We start from the raw sequence: 20,953 nt of genomic DNA, 5'->3' as shown, positions 1-20,953 counted from the left end.
CATCAACTTTTTTTGGTTATGGGCTATTTTTGATACTCGTTGACTCTCGTTTGACCAAGCGGGGTAAATATTTATGCTCACTGTGACTGACACTTTCAACTATTTCATTTTTAAAGTGTGTTAACGCCAACTGAGCTGCGTGCTGCGCCATTTTTTCAATGGGATAGTTTAAAGTGGTTAGTTTTGGCCTTGAATAACGTGCAATCAGCACATCATCAAAACCAATCACCGACACATCACCGGGTACTTTATAGCCATTATCTTCAAGTGTTGAAATAGCACCAATAGCCATAGCATCGTTATAAACAAAAATAGCGCTGAAGGGCTGCCCAGAGGCTAATAAGTTTTGCGCAGCGCTTTGTCCGCCTTGTAGGGTAGGCTCCGCGTATTTAATCAGCGCAGGGCTAATGGGGCTGCCTGCCATATTTAGTTCTGCCGAAAAGCCATTAAGGCGTAGCGCAGGATCTTCAATTTGATATTTACTGCTTATACAGGCAATGTTTTTATGTTTGAGCGTCATTAGATGGCGCGCTGCTATTTTTGCGCCTTCTTCGTTATCTAACCAAATACATTTATGTTTTATTTGCTCAATGTGTCTATTGATAAGCACTAAGCCAGGGAGTTTTTCACATAAGGTGATTAGTTCGCAGTCAGGAATTATTTTACTATGCATAACAACAGTTTGGCAGCGGCGCTCAAGTAATAAATTAATAGCTGCGCGTTCAGATTCTACACTTTGTCCTGCGGTACTTAACAGCAATTGCATATTATTTTCGCGGGCTACTTTATCTACCCCGCTGGCTAATGATGCAAAAAATGGATCGCTAAGTTCGGGGATCACCACGCCTATGGTCATACTTTTTCGGGTTACTAAAGCACGTGCATTAGCATTGGGCGTGTAGCCAAGCTCTTGCATTACTTTATTTACTTTTTCTATGGTTGCCTTACTTACTTTAGGGCCATTATTAATTACACGAGATACCGAGGCGATAGACACGCCTGCAATTCTGGCTACATCTTTTATTGTTGTCATTGGCGGGTAATCGTTTACCCTTTTCGGTTTTATCATAAACCACATTTGAGATATTTATGGATACAATTTTTGACCCAACTGAGCATCCACATCGTCGCTACAATCCATTGATTGATGAGTGGGTGTTAGTTTCACCGCATCGTGCCAAACGACCTTGGCAGGGACAAGTTGAAACTCTCGATGAAGACGTTAGAGAAAGTCATGATGAAAGCTGTTTTTTATGTGCTGGTAATACCCGCATAAACGGTGAAGTTAATGACAACTATAAAAAAACTTATGTGTTTACTAATGACTTTGCAGCTCTGAAAATTGATACTCCAGAATTTAAAACAGACGATCCGCTATTTAAAATGGCCACAGAGCAAGGCGAAAGTCGTGTTATTTGCTTCTCTCCAGATCACAGCAAAACCTTACCGCAACTTAGTATTAGCGCTATTACCGACATTGTTAAAACGTGGCAAAGCCAGTGCTTAGAGTTAGGCGAAAAGTATAACTGGGTGCAGGTATTCGAAAACAAAGGGGCGATGATGGGGTGCTCAAATCCGCATCCGCATGGCCAAATTTGGTCGCAGCAGCAATTACCTACTTTGGTAAATAAAAAACAACATGCGCTGAGCGACTATGCTAAAAAATATAACAGTAACTTATTACTTGATTACGCTCAGCGTGAAGCGCAGTCGGGCGAGCGTGTTGTTGTTAAAAATGAAGATTGGCTGGTGGTTGTACCGTACTGGGCAGGCTGGCCATTTGAAACCTTATTATTACCGCGTTTTGCGTTAACACGTATGGTCGACTTAACCCCAGAACAAGCGGTAACTCTAGCCGATGCATTAAAACAAATTACCACTAAATACGACAATTTATTTAATTGTTCGTTCCCATATTCTATGGGCTGGCACGGCGCGCCTTATGATGGGCAAGAGCATAGTGAATGGCAGCTTCATGCAAGCTTTTTTCCACCATTATTACGCTCAGCTACTGTGCGTAAATTTATGGTGGGTTACGAAATGATGGCTGAATCACAACGTGATTTAACCCCAGAGCAAGCAGCACAAAGATTACGTGATGTACCAAACGTACATTATAAGGAGGCTAAGTAATGCCAAGAACTACAATGCTTATTAGCCAATTTGAACAACATTTTAATTGCCCGCCAGAACAGCTATTTCATGCACCTGGGCGCGTTAACCTCATTGGTGAACACACAGATTATAATGATGGTTTTGTGCTACCTGCTGCGATTAATTTTGGCACCGACATTGCTGCAAAAGCACGAGCTGATCGCAACATTAACGTCTTAGCAATTGATTGTAACAGCGAAACCAATAGTTTTAGCCTAGATAAAATAGAATTTAGCCAACAACAAATGTGGGTTAATTATATTCGCGGCACACTGCAAGCATTAATGCAAAGCTATCCAAATATTAGTGGCGCCGACTTAGTGGTATCGGGAAATGTGCCACAAGGTACAGGTTTGAGTTCATCAGCTAGTTTTGAAATTGCTCTTTTAAAAACGTTTGCAACATTAAACAATATTCCGCTCGATGGTGTTAAAGCGGCACTTATGGGACAAAGTGCTGAAAATAATTTTGTCGGCTGTAATTGCGGCATTATGGATCAATTAATTTCATCGATGGGCAAGCAAGGGCATGCCATGTTGCTCGATTGCAGAAGTTTAACCTTTGAATATGCTGTGATTCCAAAGGGAATGTCGTTAGTTATTGTTAACTCTAATGTTAAAAGAGGGCTGGTCGACAGCGAATACAATACCCGACGCGAGCAATGCGAAGCTGCAGCAAAGCACTTTAATAAACCGGCATTGCGCGATGTTACTCTTGAGGAACTAGAAGCAGAGCAAGCTAATTTACCGCCATTAATATATAAGCGCGCTAAACATATAGTCACTGAAAATACCCGTACCGAACTAGCTCTCAAAGCGCTAAACGTCAATGATATGGTAACTATGAGCCAACTTATGGCACAATCGCACCTATCAATGAAAAATGATTTTGATATTACTACCTCTCAAATAGACTTTTTAGTGGATATTACTGCTCAAGTTTTAGGCGAACAAGGCGGCGTGCGTATGACCGGTGGTGGTTTTGGTGGTTGTATCGTTGCTTTAACACCGGATCATTTAGTTGAGCAAGTACGTAACACTATTGACACACATTATTATGCAAAAACAGGGCTTCAAGCAGACGTTTACGTATGCCTGGCTTCTCAAGGTGCTTTTAGTAATTAATAAAACACAATAAAAATCAATAAGACAACAAGGTTAAAGTTATGAAATTACAACCGCTCGACATTGCCATATTTTTTACTTATGTGGTGGGGTTATTAGTACTCGCGCTGTGGATCTCGCGAGAGGAGAAAGGTGCCAGTAAAAATACTGAAGACTACTTTCTTGCTAGTAAAGCACTGCCTTGGTGGGCAATTGGTGCATCATTAATTGCTTCAAATATATCGGCAGAACAAATTATTGGCATGTCTGGTTCGGGCTATGCGATTGGTTTAGCTATTGCATCTTATGAGTGGATGGCAGCAATTACCTTAATTATTGTAGGTAAATATATGCTGCCGATATTTCTTAAAAATGAAATATTTACTATGCCGCAATATTTAGAGCAACGCTTTAATAGCAAAGTTAAAACAGTGTTAGCGCTGTTTTGGCTAGCGGTATATGTATTTGTAAATTTAACCGCTGTTTTATGGCTTGGTGGTTTAGCAATAGAAACCGTTGCCGGTGTTGACTGGATGTACGGAATGATCTTTTTAGCCTTATTTTCAGTCGCTTATTCACTTTATGGTGGTTTGAAAGCCGTTGCTTATACCGATATTTTACAAGTAGTACTGCTGGTATTTGGTGGCTTGTTTTTAAGTTACTTAGCACTAGATGCAGTGGCAGATGGCGATGGGATAATAGCAGGTTTTGGTGTTTTAACTGAGCAGCTACCTAACCACTTTGATATGATTTTAAGCCCAGATAGCCCGCATTATATGAGTTTACCTGGTTTATCAGTATTAATTGGTGGCCTGTGGATAATGAACATTAGCTACTGGGGATTTAATCAATATATTATTCAGCGCGCACTTGCCGCTAAAAACCTTAAAGAAGCACAAAAAGGTATTGCCTTTGCTGCCTATTTAAAATTATTAATGCCAGTAATTGTAGTGTTGCCAGGTATTGCTGCGGTTGTTTTATACCCGCAACTTACCACGCCAGATCAAGCGTATCCGTCTATGATGGCGTTAATGCCAACAGGTATTAAAGGTCTTATTTTTGCTGCATTAGTGGCGGCAATTGTTTCATCACTTGCCTCTATGACTAACAGTATTTCAACTATTTTCACTATGGATATTTACAGCAAGTTAAAACCAGGTAAATCACAAAAACATTATGTATTTATAGGCCGCTCAGCTGCATTAATATCTTTAGCTATAGCCTTGGTTGTGGCAGAGCCATTATTAGGTAAGTTCGATCAAGCGTTTCAATATATTCAAGAATTCACCGGTTTCTTTACTCCAGGTATTGTAGTGATTTTTGTAATGGGTATGTTTTGGTCAAAAGCCAGTTCAGCGGGTGCGTTAGCTGCGGCAATTGGCTCGGCTGTATTCTCAATCCTGTTAAAAGTTTACTGGGTAGCGCTGCCATTTATGGACAGAGTAGGCTTAGTATTTTTACTGTGTTTAGCATTGTGTGTAATTGTATCATTAGCTAAGCCAGATAAAGGCCAAGACAGTAGCGTTAGCCTAGACGATGTTAACTTTAAAACCTCAAGCAACTTCAACATAGCGGCATTGGGTGTAGTTATCATCTTAATCGCTTTGTATACTACTTGGTGGTAATGCAGAATGCTTACTAAGTGAGTATGACAGCCATAGCTATCTGCTCACGTGTTTAACGCAAAATATAGTGAATCAAAGCAGCTTAGGTTGCTTTGATTTTTTTGTGTTCTAATAGACATAACAAGAAAACAGTAAATGAATCAATTACACAGTTATATATTAAGCAATGAGCAAGGCATGCGGGTCGAAATATTAAATTATGGCGCGCGGGTTAAATCTATTTTATTTCCGGTAAACGATACACCCACAGAAATGACAGTCGGGTATGTCGATAGCAGTCGTTATTTAACCGATACTTATTATTTAGGTGCTACCTGTGGTCGCGTTGCTAATCGTATTAGTGGTGCTAGTTTTGAGCTTGAAGGTGAGCAATATTTACTGAGTAAAAATGATGGTGAAAATTGCTTACATGGCGGTGCGGATAACTTTTCTCTGCGTTTTTGGCAAGTGCAATCGAGTACTGCCAACGAAGTGATTTTGAGCTTAAGCTCAGAAGATGGCGACCAAGGTTTTCCTGGCAAGGTTGAAATGCAAATACGTTATCATTTATCACATGATAATAAGTTGACTATGAGTTTTAGCGCAACCACAAATAAAGCAACCCCTATTAACGCTACTAATCATTGCTACTTTAATTTAGGTGAGCAAAATTGCTTGCCACTCACGTTACAAATAAATGCGGCCAGCTATTTAGAGCGTGACAATAACAGCTTACCAACTGGTAGAGTGTTAAGTGTCAAAAATAGTGACTTTTGTTTTGACCAACCGGTTATTATTGGCCAGCATCTGCAGTCAGCTCAGCACCCACAACTAACAGGGCCAACAGGGTTTGATCATTGTTTTGTTATAAATCAGCCACAAGCAAACAAAGCTGCAGCGGTATTAAGCTCATTACGCAATAAAGTTAAAATGTCGTTGTACACCGACCAAGCATCTATACAGCTTTATACTGGTGCATTTTTAGCCGCACCATTAAGCCCTGATCAGGGAGTGTGTTTAGAAGCGCAAAATTATAGCGATGCAGTAAACTTTCCAGATTTTGAAAACTCAATACTAAAGCCGGGCGAAGTTTATAATAAATATATTAGCTATCACTTTGAAAATATTTAAATAAAGCTGTGCTAATAGATAGCACAGCTTTATTCGCTATTTAGTATAAGGGCTATGAGCTATTTTTTAACGGGAATATCTTCGAGTATCTTTAAAATAGCCTGATTACTGTTTAATTTGGCTAAATCGATTAGGTAACTTTTTTCAAGATCTTGCATAGGTTGCTTTGTTAATAGCGCTTTTACTGACTCTTCTTCTGCATTTACTATGGCGGTTTTTAACGCTGCAAAGTTTGCGATACTGTGTTCATTTTGCTCAGTCATATTAAATCCTCTTATTGGCGCGAGTTGTGACTTTTAAAGTTATGGCCTTAACTACTTGGCCATATAATTAAATCTACGCGCTTTCATAAACCAGCCAGCGGTGTACTTACTCAATAACAAATAAGTCCATAAAGCTATTTACAGGCATGGCCTCAAGCGCTGTTTGATTTTTACAAAGCGTGAAAATAGTGTGGCATTGTTTATTCTCAAAGCGGGATGCTAAATTAGCTTTAAATTTCTGCTCCAATAGTGGTATCCCTTCTTCACGACGGCGACGATGACCCACAGGGTATTCTATAACTATGTCCTCGGTGCTACTGCCATCTTTAAAGAATACCTGAATAGCATTGGCGATAGAGCGTTTATCATCCTCTAAATATTCTTTGGTAAAGCGTGCATCTTCTACAATGTGCATTTTGTTGCGCAGCTCATCAATAATCGGGTGTGCGTTATGAAATTCGTCTTCGTAATGATCAGCGGTTAAATTGCCAAATATTAACGGCACTGCAATCATGTATTGTAAACAATGATCGCGATCGGCTGCGTTAGCAAGGGAACCCGTTTTTGAAATAATACGAATGGCCGACTCGTGAGTACGCACAACAATTTTATCAATATCAGCTAACCGATCTTTTACCTGAGGATGTAAAATAACCGACGCTTCAGCGGCTGTTTGGGCATGAAACTCAGCAGGAAACGATATTTTAAATAAAATATTTTCCATAACATAACTGCCGTAGTCTTGGGTGAGTAAAAACTGCCGTTCGGCCTCAGGTTTAAGTGCTTGGTCTTTGTTGGTTTTAGAAAAAGAGACATCATAAAACCCCCATTGCGGGGCTGTTAACACGCTTGGAATGCCCATTTCACCACGCATAGATATATCAGCTAAATGAACAGCTCGGGAAGTTGCATCGCCAGCAGCCCATGATTTACGAGAGCCTGCATTGGGTGCATGCCTATAGGTACGCAGCGCTGAGCCATCTACCCAAGCTTGTGATATAGCGGCCATAATTTGTTGTTTATTGCCGCCCATCATTTTAGTGGCAACCGCAGTAGATGCAACCCGTACTAATAATACGTGGCATAAACCCACCCGATTAAACGAATTTTTTAGCGCTATTACGCCTTGAATTTCATGCGCCATGATCATGGCTTCTAGCACTTCGCGCATTTTTAAAGGTTGTTCACCCTTGCTCAGTCTCACTTGAGATAGATGATCAGCAACGGCTAAAATAGCACCTAAGTTATCTGACGGATGACCCCATTCGGCGGCCAACCAAGTATCGTTATAATCGAGCCAGCGAATAATACAGCCAATATCCCATGCCGCTTTTACAGGGTCGAGTACCAAAGATGTGCCCGGTACGCGTGCACCATTAGGCACAATAGTACCTGCTACTATAGGGCCGAGGAGTTTGCTGCATTCAGGAAATCGCAGCGCTAATAGCCCACACCCTAAAGTGTCTATTAAACAGTTACGGGCAGTATTGAGTGCTTCCTTGCTGCTTACTTTATAATTTAATACATAATCAGCTATATCTTGTATTACATGGTCGTAATCAGGGCGATTATTAATATCTACATTATTACTCATTTTTTATCCTTATTCGTTTAATGTTAACGATTAGAATGTGCACTGAGTATTTAATACATATTTATTAAACACTTTTATTTTTAACTAGTTTACGTTTCAACCATAGCACGAGGCGTTACCAGCTAATAGGGAAGCAGGTAAACATAATGTCGTATATTTAAAATACACTTATGACTAGGTGAAATTATTATGTACACAGAAATATTGGGCGCTTTTGTATTAAATATTGTGTAATCTGTATTTAATTACCTAAATTCAAGATAATAGTGGAGACGCAAAAATTAAAAAGGGCAGCGTAGAGATCCGAGTGGATTTTGCGCTGCCCTTATTTATGCAAACTTAACGTTTAAAGTCATGTTTGTATTTAGTTGGTGATTAATCACCATTGCTTATAAACCCAAGTTTACAATTATAACTTAGGTCGCGTACCTTCAGCGTTAGACACTACCGCATCAATTTGTACTAGCGCGTTCATAGGGATAGCTGATACGCCTACCACAGTTCTTGCTGGCAAATCACCTTTAAAGAAGCTGGCGTACACTTTATCAATAGCGGCAATATCGCTAATGTTTTTAACTTGAATGTTAACTTTTACAAGGTCGTCCATAACATGATCAATACTCTCTACAATGGCTTTAATATTGTTTAAGCACTGTGTTGCTTGTGTTGTTACGTCATCAGCTACAAGATTAGCCGTTTTTGCATCAATGGGTAATTGTGCTGAAATATGGTTGTAGTGCGAAAACGCCACTGTTTGTGTAGATAGAGCATTAATTGGGGCATTTTTGGTATTACTTGCTCTAATAATAATGCCGTGTCTGTCCTCAACTGCTTGTGGTGGTGTGCCATCACCATGGGATATAACTGCATCAATTTGTACTAAAGCATCCATAGGCAGTGCTGCAACAACCATGGTTGATCTAGCTGGTACGTAAGCTACAGCTCTGGCAATAGCTGAGTCTGGAAAAAAGGTTGTATAAATTTCGTTTATTGCGTCAATATCTGCCGGATTTTTAACAAATATATTTACCTTAACTATGTCGTCAAAGGGTACGTCAATACTCTCTAAAATAGCTTTAATATTGCTTAAACACTGTTTAGTTTGATTTTTTATACCACCTGTTACTATTTCTCCCGATTTAGGATCGACAGGTAACTGAGCAGAAATATTATTGTAATGAGAAAAAGCAACCGTATGCGAAGACACTGAGCATGTAGGTGCATTTTTGCTATTTTTTGCTACTTTAATTAAATCGCAAGGTGCTTGCGGTGTAGTACCTTCGCCATTAGAGATAAGCGCATCCATTTGTACTAATGCACCCTCTAGCGGTAAAGCTGCCACGGCAACTGTTGTGCGTGTTGGTAAGTAGTCTTGGAAGAAACTAGCGTATACGTCGTTTACAGCATCAATATCTGTGATGTTTTTTAAAAACACATTAATTTTAATCACATCGTCCATAACATGATCAATACTTTCAATAACCGCTTTAATATTTGTTAAACACTGTTTTGCCTGTGTTTTTATATCATCAGCTACAATGTTACCGCTTTTAGGAGCAATCGGTAATTGTGCTGAAATATTATTGTAATGCGAAAAAGCAACTGTTTGCGTAGCTACAGTGCAGCTTGGTGCATTATTGGTGTTTCTTGAAAGCTTTATGATTGTGCCGCTCATCTTGATATTTCTCCTAGCTGAGATAGTTATAATGAGATTTAAATTGACCACATTAAAAGTGGGTTTATTCTCGCAGACTATCTAGCTGCTGCTCGATAGTCATTGATTTGAAGGTAAGGGTAACCATAGCATCAACTATGTTAGCGACAGTAAAGCTACCCTAATGGGGATAATAAATTCAGTTGCTATTAGCCAACTGCCAATACGCCACCAATTACAGCAACAACACCGCCAAGTGCACGGGTAGCGCGGTTATCAGCTTTTAGCATAAGTGTGCCTAAACCACGACCAATAAAGGTGATAGCTAAAGTAGCAACAACAAAGCCTGCCATGTAGCTCAATATACTTGCGCCTTCAGCCATTTCTGCACCGTGGGCATAACCATGTGTAAGCATAAATAAAGCGACTAAGCTTGCGCCTAATACGGTTGGTAATTTAGCCATAGTGGCAATTAAAATACCGGCTAGTAATACGGTCATTGCAATACCGGTTTCAACGCCTGCAAAGCTTAAGCCACTCCAAGCAAGGGCCGCACCTAAAACCATGCCGCCAACTACAAATAATGGCGCGCCGCGTTTCATTGCTGTGCTTTGGCGAATACTCCAAAAGCCAATTGCTGCCATTGCTAATAAGTGGTCAATACCCATCAGTGGATGTAACAAGCCACTAAGAAAACCGTTATGGGTTTCAACGCCATGACCAGGGTGGGCTAAAGCTGCAGTAGCTGTTAGCATTAGGCCTAATCCCATCAGTAATTTGGTCATTATTTTCATACTATTCTCCGTTTATATTTTTTACTATTGAATTGTGTTTTGATTAAAAATTGTGTTGCTTAATTAATACTATTTGGCTTGCCAGGTCGGCGTTCAGGTAACATGCCTTGCTTTAAAATAAAGCTGATGATTTCTTCTAAGCCAACACCATCGTAAAGGTTAGCAAAAACGAAAGGGCGTTCACCGCGCATTTTTTTCGAGTCACGTTCCATTACCTCTAACGAAGCATGTACATATTCTGCGATATCAATTTTATTAATTATTAATAAGTCAGACTTAGTGATACCTGGGCCACCTTTACGTGGAATTTTGTCGCCAGCAGACACGTCAATCACATAAAGTGTTAAATCAGAAAGCTCTGGGCTGAAAGTAGCTGATAAGTTATCGCCGCCAGATTCAACCAGTACTATTTCTAAATTGGGGTGGCGTGCTTGTAAGTCGTCAATCGCAGCTAAGTTCATAGAAGCATCTTCACGAATTGCCGTATGTGGGCAACCACCTGTTTCTACTCCTAAAATACGGTCCGCTGGGAGTGCGTCGTGTTTAAGTAAAAAGTCAGCATCTTCGCGGGTATAAATATCGTTTGTAACCACGGCGATATCATAGTGATCTTTCAATGCTTTACATAATTGACGTAATAAAGCTGTTTTGCCAGAGCCAACTGGGCCGCCAACGCCGATTCGTAAACAATGTGTCATTGCTGTTTTCCTTGTGTATATAGAAGCGTATTAGCTTCGAAATAATCTTGAATATTGTGTTTCGTGCTGTGCACTACCAAGCGCTAAGCCAGGCATAATTGGCCCAAGTTGGTCGTCGGCTAATGCTAATGCAGTGTCGATTGCGATAACCATTTTAGGCCGTAATTGCTCAATTAAACGCTGCGCTGCAGTATGGCCAAGCGGCATTGCTTTACAGGCAACCGCCAGTTGGTTTTCTAACCAGCCCCAAACAAACCCGAGTAAGCTTTGGCGTACTGGAATTTGTCGCTGCTGCGCTAACCAGGCAAAAACGGTGACATAACCTGGGTCTTGCGGTAATGCTGCATGACCTTGCTCGGTTTGTGGTTGTAACTGTAAACTGTTGAGCAAACGCATCAGGGCTAAGCCTAAGCGAGTATCTTCATCGCTTAATTCGGCAGTTTCACGATTTGCATGTAGCCATTCGTTCCAGTAGCTTAAACCTTCGCTGTCGCTTTTAGCCCAGCAGTTTTGTAGCCGAGCAAGTACCGGTAATTCGCAGCGCGTTAAACCGTCGTCAAGCACACCTTCTAACCATTCGCCAAGTTGTTGCTCATTAGTAACCCAGCCAAGTTCAAACGCGCTTTCTAACCCCTGAGACCAAGCAAAAGCACCAATTGGCAGCGCAGGGCTGATCAATTGCATCAAGCCCAATAATGCCAGATCACTGCTTTGTGTTGGCTCAGTATTAGTGTGCATGAGTATGACCATGCGATTGCTCACGACCCGCGTGTGCATATGCACCAGATTCTGGATCAAACGGTGCTTGGTGGTGCGTTAATTGCGCGCCTAAAAGTACCGCTAACTCTTCTAATACATGATCTGGCGGAAAACGTATCCAATGGCGACCATCAGCATCAACGCCAATTGCAAGTGACACATGGCGGTTACCTAAGTGGTAACATAAACGTGCCAAAGGCAAGCCGTTTTCTATGTATGCAGTGGTAACCGGCTCATCGGCAGCGCTAATACTAAATACTTCGCCGCTGCTGGCACGCAGTAAATCGCCATTACGAAGCACTGGGCCACGGTCAAGAAATAAACCAACATCATGACCATTGTCAGTCACTGCTTTTAGGCGACCACGAATACGTAACTCGTATGGCAAGGTGAGGGTATCGAACACAGCATCTTGTGTGTTGCTATCTATTCTTTTTGTTAATTCAAACATCTAATTGTCCTAAAAATGGATTAAAACAAATGGTAGCGCTGGGCTAACGGTAATTCAGTTGCAGGTTCGCAGGTAAGTAATACACCGTCAGCGTGAACCTCATACGTTTGCGGATCTACCGTTAATACTGGGCAAGCATCGTTGAGCTTCATATCGCATTTACGCACTTGTCGCACATTTTTACAGGCCACAAGCTGGCTTTTCAAACCGAGCTTTTCTTCAAGCCCAGTATTCATAGCAGCTTGGCTTACAAAGGTCATACGTGTTGCACTTACTGCTTTACCTAATGCACCAAACATACGGCGGTAATGTACTGGTTGTGGTGTAGAAATAGCTGCGTTTGGATCGCCCATTGCCGCACCTGCAATCATGCCGCCTTTTAATATAATTGATGGTTTAACCCCAAAAAATGGCGGTTTCCACAGTACTAAATCTGCAAATTTACCTACTTCGATTGAGCCTACTTCATGGCTTATACCGTGAGTGATGGCTGGGTTAATAGTGTATTTGGCAATGTAACGTTTTGCGCGAAAGTTATCGGCGCCCAGTGCTTCATCTTCTGGTAATAAACCACGTTGCACGCGCATTTTATGAGCGGTTTGCCACGTACGACACACTACTTCGCCAATGCGACCCATGGCTTGCGAGTCAGAGGACATCATCGAAATAACGCCCATATCATGAAGAATATCTTCGGCCGCAATTGTTTCACGGCGAATACGTGAGTCGGCAAAGGCTACATCTTCAGGAATGTTAGGGTCGAGGTGATGACAACCCATCAACATATCAAGGTGCTCATCCACGGTATTAATAGTGTATGGGCGAGTCGGGTTAGTTGACGACGGCAACACATTAGGCATAGCACAAGCAACAATAATATCAGGGGCGTGGCCACCACCGGCACCTTCGGTATGATAGGTGTGGATACAACGATCTTTAAATGCCTCTAAAGTATCTTGCACGAAACCAGATTCATTGAGGCTATCAGCATGAATGGCAACTTGAATGTCGTAGCGATCGGCAACATCTAAAGCATTGCTAATAGAAGCGGGTGCTGCGCCCCAATCTTCATGAATTTTTAAACTCATAGCGCCGGCTTTAATTTGTTGCTCAAGTGCTTCGGGAGTACTTGCGCTGCCTTTACCTAGAAAACCAATATTAATCGGTAAATCGTCCACGGCTTGCATCATTTTGCCTAAATGCCATGGCCCCGGTGTATGTGTTGTAGCTACTGAGCCTGTTGCTGGGCCAGTGCCGCCGCCAATCATGGTGGTTAGGCCACTCATGAGCGCTTCGTCAACTTGTTGTGGGCAAATATAGTGCACGTGGGTATCAACGCCACCGGCGGTCAAAATTTGACCTTCACCGGCAATAATTTCGGTACCTGGGCCAATAATAATGTCTATATCGGGCTGTGTATCAGGGTTGCCAGATTTGCCAATAGCAGCAATGCGGCCATTTTTTAAACCCACGTCGGCTTTAATAATGCCCCACCAGTCGATAATCACTGCGTTAGTGATAACCGTATCCATAACGGCGTCATCACAGCGTTGGCTTTGACCCATGCCATCACGAATAACTTTACCGCCACCAAATTTTACTTCTTCACCATAATGGGTATGGTCGTGTTCTATTTCGACCCATAATTCGGTATCACCTAAACGAATTCTATCACCCGTGGTTGGGCCATACATGTCAGCATAGGCTTGACGAGATATTTTCATTACACGCTCTCCTGTTTAGGTTTATTGTCTAAAGGTCCCATTACTTCACCACGAAAACCGTAAAGACGACGTAAACCTGAATAGGGGATCAAAGATACTTCACGGGTTTGTCCTGGTTCAAAGCGAATTGCTAAACCAGCAGCAATAGCTAAGCGATAACCATAGGCTTGCTCGCGATCAAAACTCAGTGCTGGGTTACTTTCGGCAAAGTGGTAATGAGAGCCAACCTGTACAGGTCGATCCCCTTTATTAGCAACATTAATGGTGATGCTTTTACGGCCAACACACAGTTCAATATCGCCACTTTTTAGTTGATATTCACCTGGAATCATAACGAACTTCCTTAAACTATAGGGTTATGCACAGTGACCAGTTTGGTACCGTCAGGAAACGTTGCTTCTACTTGTACGTCTTGAATCATCTCAGCAATGCCTTCCATTACATCGTCGCGGGTCAACATTTCACGACCCAATGCCATCATTTCTGCCACTGTGCGCCCTTCGCGCGCACCTTCCATAATAGCGCAGGTGATTAGAGCAATTGCTTCTGGGTAATTTAGTTTTAGCCCTTTGGCTTTGCGTCGCTCTGCAAGTAAACCTGCAGTGAATAACATTAATTTATCTTTATCTCTGGGTGTTAATTCCATCGCTAACTCCATAGTCCTCGATGTTGTTATATTAATTACCTATGACTAATTGGCACAGGTAGTATGTTCGCCTAAGCAAAAGCTAAGACGATATGTTTAAAATATCGGTACAGTTTTCTTCAGCCAAGAGGCTAATCATAAGCAATAACTAAGCTCTGCTTATAATTAACACCTTGGTAAATAATAGTGTTTAATTAATCACCTAAAGAGCATAGGCGATAGAATTATTGTTGTTATTTTTAGCCATGACAAACAGTTAAAAATTAGGTTAACCAAATCCGTGGTATGGTGGCTTGATGTCCGCTTAATAGCGGGCGAAGTATGTTGCGTACCTGTTCAAATAATTTCCATACTTGGTTACGTTCGTGCCCTAAATAGCGCACTAATAAAACGTCACGGCGGTAGGTAGCGGCCCAATTATTACTGGGCGGTAGTTGTTCACGCAGTGCAGCAATAGCTGCTGCTGGATCGTTTAAGCCAACAGTCCAAAATGTGCCATGTACGGTAGCACCACCTTGGCCCCATTTACCGTTAAATCTAGGGTGTGTGGGGTCTAAATTTTGACGCTCTAACCACAATGGCTTACCGTCTTGGGTTAACTTAAAACGCTGCTCAATACAGCCAGTAGCAAAGGGCAAATCACTGGCAGGGCGACCAAGGCCTAGTATTTCCCAGCCTAGGCACTTAGCTGTTTTAGCCAGTTCAATGTTAAATACTTGCAGCCCACGAGAGCCATCAAAGGCGAGGGTTTCTTGCGGTAACCACTCTAAAATGGCGTTGTCATCCACTTTTAAATTAGTAGTTTGGCTCCATGCAACCCCGTTGCTGTCGGCTTTATAAAGCTTATTGGCAGCAGGTGTGGTAATTAAACTATGCGCACCTTTAGTGAGCGAAATATCGATATTGAGCGCATCGCCACTCACAACCCCACCGGGCGGATGCAGTAAATACACGTGACAGCAACCATCTTTGCCTTCAGGGTAAAAAGGTCTTTGCACACGTAATGGACCATAATGACGAGCAATATTCATGCGCGTAACACGTGTATCGCCGCTGTTTTGAGCACAGAAGCCGAGCGTTAAAGAAGCCGCCCAGTGGCGATTGGCATCAAAGCTATGCCCAGATTTAGCGTCTGCCCGATGTGTTACGGGCATGGAGGAAAGTGTCATCATTCCAACATATACCTTTTATATAGGCCCAGCAGTGCACCTTTCGCTAAATTTATGGCTTTTCTGACGCGCAGGGGTATAGCCTTAAGATAGCAAAATCTTTAAGAACGTCCACATGTGTGGATTCGGTCAAATTGACGGAGTCAGCTTGTTAGCCTTCGCCGGATGTCAGTATGCGGGCAATTAATTGCCTGAAATTGCAAAACTGATGAAGATAAACTTCGAATACATATCAGGGTGTGTATCTACTTCCCGCAAATAGAGTCTGTTAAAGCTCAAATCATAGGGCGTGTAGAGTTGTGAGGAAATAACTATGTTCTAGCTAGATGTTAGCTGAGGAAAATAAATTGTCCAGAAAAAAATTAAAAAAATTGCATTTTTTCAATGTGCTTAACTATTTGTTGTTATTTATTAATTAGATACGAGCTTTTACTGTTGGTACAAAATATGTACCAAAGGTTAAAGTTGATTAAAATAACGCCTGTTTAAGCATTAGTACAATGCTGTACTAGCGGTTTCTAAGCTTTGGATTAGTATAAATATTAAGCCTTTGAGGGTAAAAAACACAAGCTCAGAAATAGCAATTAATGCAAATATACTTTTGCGCTAGCGTACTATTTTAGTGTTAAAATTATATTTTAGCTTAAAATACAGGCAGCTTAATAAGTTAAATTCCCTGTATGCTATGAATTATCTTTGCGATAAAACGGGCTAAATTATTTGCTGTTTTGTGCTGCAGCACTATTTACAAGTTATAGGTATAAACATTTATATAGGTATATACGTTTTAACCTAAAAATAAGACCCTAATTTAAAAGTAAGAATAAAAAACGATTATGTAAATTACCTGCATCTTTTGTGTAATTGCAATGACGTGCCACATTCTCAAAGAGAGAATGGTGCGGGCTAAAGTAACGCTATTCATTAATTAAATAAGAACAAAGGATGTTGTCTTTCGTTAAACTACAATATGAATTATAGATAATCGACTGTATATAAAATCAAAATAACATACGTTTATTTTTATAAAGCAGCTTAAGAGGATGTTTATTATGGCTAAAGTGCTTAAAGCGAAAGAGCATGATATTGGTGGGTTAAATGTAAAACGCGTTTTACCTCATCAAGAAAAACGCATGGTAGGTCCATTTGTTTTCTTTGACCAAATGGGGCCAAATAATTTCCCTGAGATCCGAATAAAACTCACACCTATTTATGCATAATAACTAGGAGTGGGTTGCTCAAACTTAACTTGTCTGAAGATAATCTGCAGAATTAACAACAAAAATAAAATATAAAGCAATAAGAGGTAATCATGCTTAGAGTCACACTAGAGCAATGGCGAATGTTTCGCTCTGTGGTGCAATTTGGTGGCTTTAATCAAGCCTCACAAGGAATTCATAAAAGCCAGTCAAGTATTCATAATGCGGTGGGTAAAATAGAAAGCTCGCTCGATGTTAAGTTATTTGAAATTGAAGGGCGAAAAACTGTTTTGACTCAAGCAGGTGAGCTAATGCTTAAGCGCGCCAACTTTTTGCTTGATGAAGCCGCTAAGCTGGAAATAGTGGGTCATACTCTTGGTCAAGGCACAGAAGGGAGCCTAAAAATTGCAGTTGATGAAATGTTTCCACAAGCAAGGCTGTATAAAGTGCTTGATACTGTTTCTGCCCAATACCCAATGCTGCAAATTGAGTTGGTGGAGTCGGTACTGAGTGGGGCAAGCGAACTGATTGAAAATGCTGATGTAGATATTGCTATTTCACCGGTTGCATTAACAGAAGGTTTTAGTGAGCAACTTTGCCAAATAGACTTTATTGCAGTTGCTAATCCAGATCACACATTACATTCTTTGGGGAGAGATTTAACCGCAGAGGATTTAAAAAGTCATCGTCAAATTGTAGTGCGCGACTCAGGTATGCATCGTAAAAGTGATGCAGGCTGGTTAGGTGCTAACCAGCGCTGGACGGTGAGTCATTTACGTACTTCTATTGATATGATCTGCAGTGGTTTAGGTTTTGCTTGGCTACCTTTAACTTCTATTAAAAATGAACTAGCACAGGGCAAACTCAAAACACTCCCTTTGCAACATAACAGCAAGCGCTCTATGCAGTTGCATTTAATCTTTAAAGATGGCGACAGCTTAGGTCCAGCAGCCAGAGCTTTTTTAGCTGAACTAAGATACCAATGTGAAGAATTACAATAAACATTCTTTTAAATAGAATGATTGATACTAAAACAGCTAATTTTAATCGTATAAACACAGTAGTAAACTGGCTTCATTGAAATAGATGAAGGAATTTATAATGAAATATATAAGAAAGTCACAAGAGCGCAGCTCTGTCGATCTTGGTTGGTTGCAAAGCAAACATAGTTTTTCTTTTGGCAGTTACTACGATCCAAAACATATGGGTGTTTCAGCACTGCGCGTAATAAACGACGACATGGTTATGCCAGGTAAAGGTTTTGGGACGCACGGGCACCGCGATATGGAAATTATTTCATATGTTATGCAAGGCGCATTAAAGCATGAAGACAGTGAAGGCAATAAGCACACTGTACCGGCAGGCGACGTACAACGTATGAGTGCGGGCAGTGGCGTAATGCATTCAGAATATAATGCATCTAACACTGACCAAGTTAAGTTTTTACAAATTTGGATACAGCCCAATAAAATGGGAATTAAACCAAGTTATGAGCAAAAAAGTATTGCGCAAAATGGTCCACTAACGCCATTACTTACACCAGAGGGCGGCGAAAATGCATTGTCAATTAATCAAGATGCAAGCTTGTCACGCTTAGTTTTAAACGTGCAACAAACGTTTATGCTGGCCTCGGGTAAGCAAATTGGTTACCTGCACATTGTAAAAGGTAGCGTAATGGTTGATGGTAAAGAATTTGCTGCAGGTGATGCCTTTGCGGTTGACCCCGCGACAGAGTTAAACCTTGAAGCAACAGCTGAACTTGAAGCTTTATGGTTTGAATTACCGGCGGATTTCTAGTATGGATATTACAACACTTGTTTTAATAGCAGCTGTTGTTGTGTTAATAGGTGTTTCAAAATCAGCATTTGCAGGGGCATTAGGCGTGTTTGCCGTGCCGCTGCTAATGCTAAAATTGCCAGCAGCGCAAGCCATTGCACTGATGCTGCCACTATTAATTATTGGCGACATGTTAAGCGTAAGAAGTTACTGGCGAAAATGGGACAATCAACTACTTCTGCCCCTAATTCCTGGGGCAATAGTAGGTGTGCTCATTGCTTATTTAATTATAGACGTTATTAATGCAAAGCACTTACGCTTGATAATCGCCTTAATATGTATTGTTTTTTCAATTAAAAATATTTTCTTTAAAAAAAGCTCGCTTAAAATTCTCAATAATAAAATTGGCGCGGGGATAATGTCCATGTTCTCCGGTATTACCAGCAGTTTAGTGCATGCGGGTGGGCCACCCATTATTATTTATTTCACAGCGATAGGGCTTACTCCGGGTAAGTTTGTTGCTACCGCGGCGATATTTTTCGCAATGATGAATGTAATAAAACTTATTGCAGCTTTATCGTTCGGCTTGTTAACGGGTAAGACAATTTTAACTGCACTGGCCTTTTTCCCACTGGCATTTGTAGGTAATTGGTTAGGGGTAAAAATTAATGAAGTACTGGATAAAGTGTTATTTTTAAAGATAATGAATTATTTATTGTTAGTGCTCGGTTTTTGGTTACTTTTAGGTAAGTAACTGTAAATAGATTAGTTTTTTAATTACTTAAATATTTGAACAACCACAGGAGATACTCATGTCTGAATTGAAAATGTCAAACTTAAAAGATCTACAACAATTAGCACAGAAGCGTCGCTCTATCTATGCTCTAAGCGATCAGTTGCCAGTTTCTAACGAAGAAGTAGTTAAGCTTGTTGAGCACGCGGTTTTGCATACGCCATCAGCTTTTAACTCACAATCGGCACGTATCGTCGTTTTGTTTGGTGATGAGCATCACAAACTGTGGGACATTACTGAAGAAACGCTTAGAGTTATCGTTGGTGACGACGAAAAATTTCAAGGTACTAAAAATAAAATTGCAGGCTTTAGAGCCGGTGCAGGTACGGTATTGTTCTTCGAGGACAAAGCCGTAGTAAGAAACATGCAAGAAGCTGCACCTTTGTATGCTGACAAATTTCCAATTTGGGCACAACAAAGCAGCGCTATGCATCAGTATGCGATTTGGACAGCATTGGCTAGCTTAGACATTGGTGCCAACCTGCAACATTATAATCCAGTTATCGATCAAAAAGTTGCAGATGAGTGGAACATAGCTGCAGACTGGGAATTGAATGCACAAATGGTATTTGGCGCTATCGATCAGCCAGCAGGCGACAAGGAGTTTAAACCGGTTGAAGAACGTATGAAAGTATTTGGTTAATACACTTACTTTAATATAATTTAACCAATGAAACCGTTTTGATATATTTCTAGCGGTTTCATTTTTTATAAGTAACCAATTAATCTAACATTGATTTAAACAACAGCCAAAGCGTTTAACTTTAACATTTGTAATGTTAAAGTATGACTTACTTTTTTAGTGAATAAATCAGAATACCCGCCATAGCACCTAATACCTAATACCTAATACCTAATACCTAGCAATAGCATTCAGTATAAAATGATAAGCACTACTTCGCTTTGTAACCTCTACTTAGCTTATATTTTTAAATTAGCAATTTATAGCTTCAATAATCAAACGCTTGGCAATATAGCTTTATCCTATAAAAACAATACCGTGGCTTTCATAGTTGCTTAGGTATAGTTAGTTTAAGTCATTGTTTTCATTTCTTATTAAATTAAATTTAGGTTTATTATATCTGTAAGAAAGCGCATCTAACCTGCATAGCTTTTCTGAGAGCTTTGTTAAATTTAATTAATATTAGTTCCTTAAATTATTAGGCGACACGTATGAAACTGATGTAGATGGAAATTCAACTCAACTGCAAGCAGGTATTATTCCACCAGCTTCAGTACCTGGCTTCTCTAAGCATGTATTTAGTAGCCAGTTGTACTACCAAATTGGTGGATTCGATACCGCGGTTATTTACAAAGTAAGCGTCTAGCGAACCACACCTAGCATCGATGTTCTGATTATCTAAAAATACCTGCTCAATGATAAATTCGGAGCAGGTGATGAAAACTTACAGAACAAGCGCACAGTGGCAGCAGCTTTTGC

Annotated in this window: 21 protein-coding genes; 9 read left to right on the top strand and 12 right to left on the bottom strand. The window is 40.6% G+C overall.

The features are described from left to right. Window positions 1-16: 16 nt before the first annotated feature. Window positions 17-1,033, bottom strand: coding sequence for a LacI family DNA-binding transcriptional regulator (locus H5058_RS14735; RefSeq protein ID WP_182678839.1), 1,017 nt, complete (start codon window positions 1,031-1,033; stop codon window positions 17-19). Window positions 1,034-1,089: 56 nt separating this feature from the next. On the opposite strand from H5058_RS14735, the gene H5058_RS14730 reads away from it, so the two are divergent. The 4 genes from H5058_RS14730 (at window position 1,090) to H5058_RS14715 (ending at window position 5,992) form a co-directional block, all read left to right on the top strand. Then, entirely contained in the window at window positions 1,090-2,133 is a 1,044-nt protein-coding gene (locus tag H5058_RS14730) for a UDP-glucose--hexose-1-phosphate uridylyltransferase (protein WP_011328446.1), read from the top strand. Continuing rightward, window positions 2,133-3,278, top strand: coding sequence for a galactokinase (galK, locus tag H5058_RS14725; protein WP_086995000.1), 1,146 nt, complete (start codon window positions 2,133-2,135; stop codon window positions 3,276-3,278). The genes H5058_RS14730 and galK overlap by 1 nt, the downstream gene beginning before the upstream one ends. 41 nt (window positions 3,279-3,319) lie before the next feature. Then, window positions 3,320-4,882 (top strand): sodium/sugar symporter, encoded by a 1,563-nt coding sequence (locus tag H5058_RS14720; protein ID WP_182678837.1) that lies wholly within the window; start codon window positions 3,320-3,322, stop codon window positions 4,880-4,882. A gap of 135 nt (window positions 4,883-5,017) precedes the next feature. Continuing rightward, complete coding sequence (locus tag H5058_RS14715) at window positions 5,018-5,992, top strand: aldose epimerase family protein (RefSeq protein WP_182678835.1); 975 nt, start codon at window positions 5,018-5,020, stop codon at window positions 5,990-5,992. Window positions 5,993-6,051: 59 nt separating this feature from the next. Here H5058_RS14715 and H5058_RS14710 read toward each other — a convergent pair whose 3' ends face one another. From H5058_RS14710 to H5058_RS14660, 11 genes are all read right to left on the bottom strand, one after another. After that, window positions 6,052-6,255, bottom strand: a complete 204-nt coding sequence (locus H5058_RS14710; protein ID WP_011328442.1) for a hypothetical protein — start codon at window positions 6,253-6,255, stop codon at window positions 6,052-6,054. A gap of 106 nt (window positions 6,256-6,361) precedes the next feature. Next, the gene (locus tag H5058_RS14705) at window positions 6,362-7,849 is read right to left on the bottom strand and encodes a bifunctional 2-methylcitrate dehydratase/aconitate hydratase (protein WP_179807275.1); all 1,488 of its coding nucleotides are present in this window, start codon (window positions 7,847-7,849) and stop codon (window positions 6,362-6,364) included. Between the two features lie 409 nt (window positions 7,850-8,258). After that, window positions 8,259-9,524 (bottom strand): RidA family protein, encoded by a 1,266-nt coding sequence (locus H5058_RS14700; RefSeq protein WP_182678833.1) that lies wholly within the window; start codon window positions 9,522-9,524, stop codon window positions 8,259-8,261. 188 nt (window positions 9,525-9,712) lie between these two features. Beyond that, the gene (locus H5058_RS14695) at window positions 9,713-10,297 is read right to left on the bottom strand and encodes a HupE/UreJ family protein (protein ID WP_089368418.1); all 585 of its coding nucleotides are present in this window, start codon (window positions 10,295-10,297) and stop codon (window positions 9,713-9,715) included. Between the two features lie 59 nt (window positions 10,298-10,356). Next, window positions 10,357-10,995 (bottom strand): urease accessory protein UreG, encoded by a 639-nt coding sequence (ureG, locus tag H5058_RS14690; RefSeq protein ID WP_089368417.1) that lies wholly within the window; start codon window positions 10,993-10,995, stop codon window positions 10,357-10,359. A gap of 30 nt (window positions 10,996-11,025) precedes the next feature. Continuing rightward, the gene (locus H5058_RS14685; protein ID WP_179807372.1) at window positions 11,026-11,733 is read right to left on the bottom strand and encodes an urease accessory protein UreF; all 708 of its coding nucleotides are present in this window, start codon (window positions 11,731-11,733) and stop codon (window positions 11,026-11,028) included. Then, a complete protein-coding gene (gene ureE / locus H5058_RS14680) occupies window positions 11,723-12,205 on the bottom strand; it encodes an urease accessory protein UreE (RefSeq protein WP_179807371.1) in 483 nt (160 codons plus the stop codon). The genes H5058_RS14685 and ureE overlap by 11 nt, the downstream gene beginning before the upstream one ends. A 20-nt stretch (window positions 12,206-12,225) precedes the next feature. Next, window positions 12,226-13,929, bottom strand: a complete 1,704-nt coding sequence (gene ureC, locus H5058_RS14675; protein ID WP_011328435.1) for an urease subunit alpha — start codon at window positions 13,927-13,929, stop codon at window positions 12,226-12,228. Beyond that, complete coding sequence (locus tag H5058_RS14670) at window positions 13,929-14,261, bottom strand: urease subunit beta (RefSeq protein ID WP_011328434.1); 333 nt, start codon at window positions 14,259-14,261, stop codon at window positions 13,929-13,931. The genes ureC and H5058_RS14670 overlap by 1 nt, the downstream gene beginning before the upstream one ends. A gap of 11 nt (window positions 14,262-14,272) precedes the next feature. Further along, window positions 14,273-14,575 carry an urease subunit gamma gene (gene ureA / locus H5058_RS14665; protein ID WP_011328433.1) on the bottom strand — a complete coding sequence of 101 codons (303 nt, stop codon included), beginning with the start codon at window positions 14,573-14,575 and terminating at the stop codon, window positions 14,273-14,275. A 263-nt stretch (window positions 14,576-14,838) separates the two neighbouring features. After that, a complete protein-coding gene (locus H5058_RS14660) occupies window positions 14,839-15,747 on the bottom strand; it encodes an urease accessory protein UreD (RefSeq protein WP_179807370.1) in 909 nt (302 codons plus the stop codon). Window positions 15,748-16,796: 1,049 nt separating this feature from the next. Between H5058_RS14660 and H5058_RS14655 the strand changes: the two genes are divergently transcribed. From H5058_RS14655 to H5058_RS14635, 5 genes are all read left to right on the top strand, one after another. Beyond that, window positions 16,797-16,964, top strand: a complete 168-nt coding sequence (locus tag H5058_RS14655) for a hypothetical protein (RefSeq protein WP_157696008.1) — start codon at window positions 16,797-16,799, stop codon at window positions 16,962-16,964. A gap of 92 nt (window positions 16,965-17,056) precedes the next feature. Next, window positions 17,057-17,944 carry a LysR family transcriptional regulator gene (locus H5058_RS14650; protein WP_089368414.1) on the top strand — a complete coding sequence of 296 codons (888 nt, stop codon included), beginning with the start codon at window positions 17,057-17,059 and terminating at the stop codon, window positions 17,942-17,944. A gap of 100 nt (window positions 17,945-18,044) precedes the next feature. After that, window positions 18,045-18,740 carry a pirin family protein gene (locus H5058_RS14645; RefSeq protein ID WP_182678830.1) on the top strand — a complete coding sequence of 232 codons (696 nt, stop codon included), beginning with the start codon at window positions 18,045-18,047 and terminating at the stop codon, window positions 18,738-18,740. A gap of 1 nt (window position 18,741) precedes the next feature. After that, window positions 18,742-19,473: a sulfite exporter TauE/SafE family protein gene (locus H5058_RS14640; RefSeq protein ID WP_182678828.1), complete on the top strand. Its 732-nt coding sequence runs from the start codon at window positions 18,742-18,744 to the stop codon at window positions 19,471-19,473. A gap of 58 nt (window positions 19,474-19,531) precedes the next feature. After that, window positions 19,532-20,155, top strand: coding sequence for a nitroreductase family protein (locus tag H5058_RS14635; protein WP_217896478.1), 624 nt, complete (start codon window positions 19,532-19,534; stop codon window positions 20,153-20,155). The last annotated feature ends 798 nt before the right edge of the window (window positions 20,156-20,953 follow it).

Source organism: Pseudoalteromonas sp. SR45-4 (assembly GCF_014163535.1).
GTDB lineage: Bacteria > Pseudomonadota > Gammaproteobacteria > Enterobacterales > Alteromonadaceae > Pseudoalteromonas > Pseudoalteromonas nigrifaciens.
Note: the sequence above shows the minus strand (reverse complement) of the source record. Positions and strands in the feature narration are given on the sequence as shown.

What these genes read in the sequence shown, in the direction of transcription:
- H5058_RS14735 (WP_182678839.1), bottom strand. Translation starts at nt 1,033, where the DNA reads ATGACAACAATAAAAGATGTAGCCAGAATTGCAGGCGTGTCTATCGCC.
- H5058_RS14730 (WP_011328446.1), top strand. Translation starts at nt 1,090, where the DNA reads ATGGATACAATTTTTGACCCAACTGAGCATCCACATCGTCGCTACAAT.
- galK (WP_086995000.1), top strand. Translation starts at nt 2,133, where the DNA reads ATGCCAAGAACTACAATGCTTATTAGCCAATTTGAACAACATTTTAAT.
- H5058_RS14720 (WP_182678837.1), top strand. Translation starts at nt 3,320, where the DNA reads ATGAAATTACAACCGCTCGACATTGCCATATTTTTTACTTATGTGGTG.
- H5058_RS14715 (WP_182678835.1), top strand. Translation starts at nt 5,018, where the DNA reads ATGAATCAATTACACAGTTATATATTAAGCAATGAGCAAGGCATGCGG.
- H5058_RS14710 (WP_011328442.1), bottom strand. Translation starts at nt 6,255, where the DNA reads ATGACTGAGCAAAATGAACACAGTATCGCAAACTTTGCAGCGTTAAAA.
- H5058_RS14705 (WP_179807275.1), bottom strand. Translation starts at nt 7,849, where the DNA reads ATGAGTAATAATGTAGATATTAATAATCGCCCTGATTACGACCATGTA.
- H5058_RS14700 (WP_182678833.1), bottom strand. Translation starts at nt 9,524, where the DNA reads ATGAGCGGCACAATCATAAAGCTTTCAAGAAACACCAATAATGCACCA.
- H5058_RS14695 (WP_089368418.1), bottom strand. Translation starts at nt 10,297, where the DNA reads ATGAAAATAATGACCAAATTACTGATGGGATTAGGCCTAATGCTAACA.
- ureG (WP_089368417.1), bottom strand. Translation starts at nt 10,995, where the DNA reads ATGACACATTGTTTACGAATCGGCGTTGGCGGCCCAGTTGGCTCTGGC.
- H5058_RS14685 (WP_179807372.1), bottom strand. Translation starts at nt 11,733, where the DNA reads ATGCACACTAATACTGAGCCAACACAAAGCAGTGATCTGGCATTATTG.
- ureE (WP_179807371.1), bottom strand. Translation starts at nt 12,205, where the DNA reads ATGTTTGAATTAACAAAAAGAATAGATAGCAACACACAAGATGCTGTG.
- ureC (WP_011328435.1), bottom strand. Translation starts at nt 13,929, where the DNA reads ATGAAAATATCTCGTCAAGCCTATGCTGACATGTATGGCCCAACCACG.
- H5058_RS14670 (WP_011328434.1), bottom strand. Translation starts at nt 14,261, where the DNA reads ATGATTCCAGGTGAATATCAACTAAAAAGTGGCGATATTGAACTGTGT.
- ureA (WP_011328433.1), bottom strand. Translation starts at nt 14,575, where the DNA reads ATGGAATTAACACCCAGAGATAAAGATAAATTAATGTTATTCACTGCA.
- H5058_RS14660 (WP_179807370.1), bottom strand. Translation starts at nt 15,747, where the DNA reads ATGATGACACTTTCCTCCATGCCCGTAACACATCGGGCAGACGCTAAA.
- H5058_RS14655 (WP_157696008.1), top strand. Translation starts at nt 16,797, where the DNA reads ATGGCTAAAGTGCTTAAAGCGAAAGAGCATGATATTGGTGGGTTAAAT.
- H5058_RS14650 (WP_089368414.1), top strand. Translation starts at nt 17,057, where the DNA reads ATGCTTAGAGTCACACTAGAGCAATGGCGAATGTTTCGCTCTGTGGTG.
- H5058_RS14645 (WP_182678830.1), top strand. Translation starts at nt 18,045, where the DNA reads ATGAAATATATAAGAAAGTCACAAGAGCGCAGCTCTGTCGATCTTGGT.
- H5058_RS14640 (WP_182678828.1), top strand. Translation starts at nt 18,742, where the DNA reads ATGGATATTACAACACTTGTTTTAATAGCAGCTGTTGTTGTGTTAATA.
- H5058_RS14635 (WP_217896478.1), top strand. Translation starts at nt 19,532, where the DNA reads ATGTCTGAATTGAAAATGTCAAACTTAAAAGATCTACAACAATTAGCA.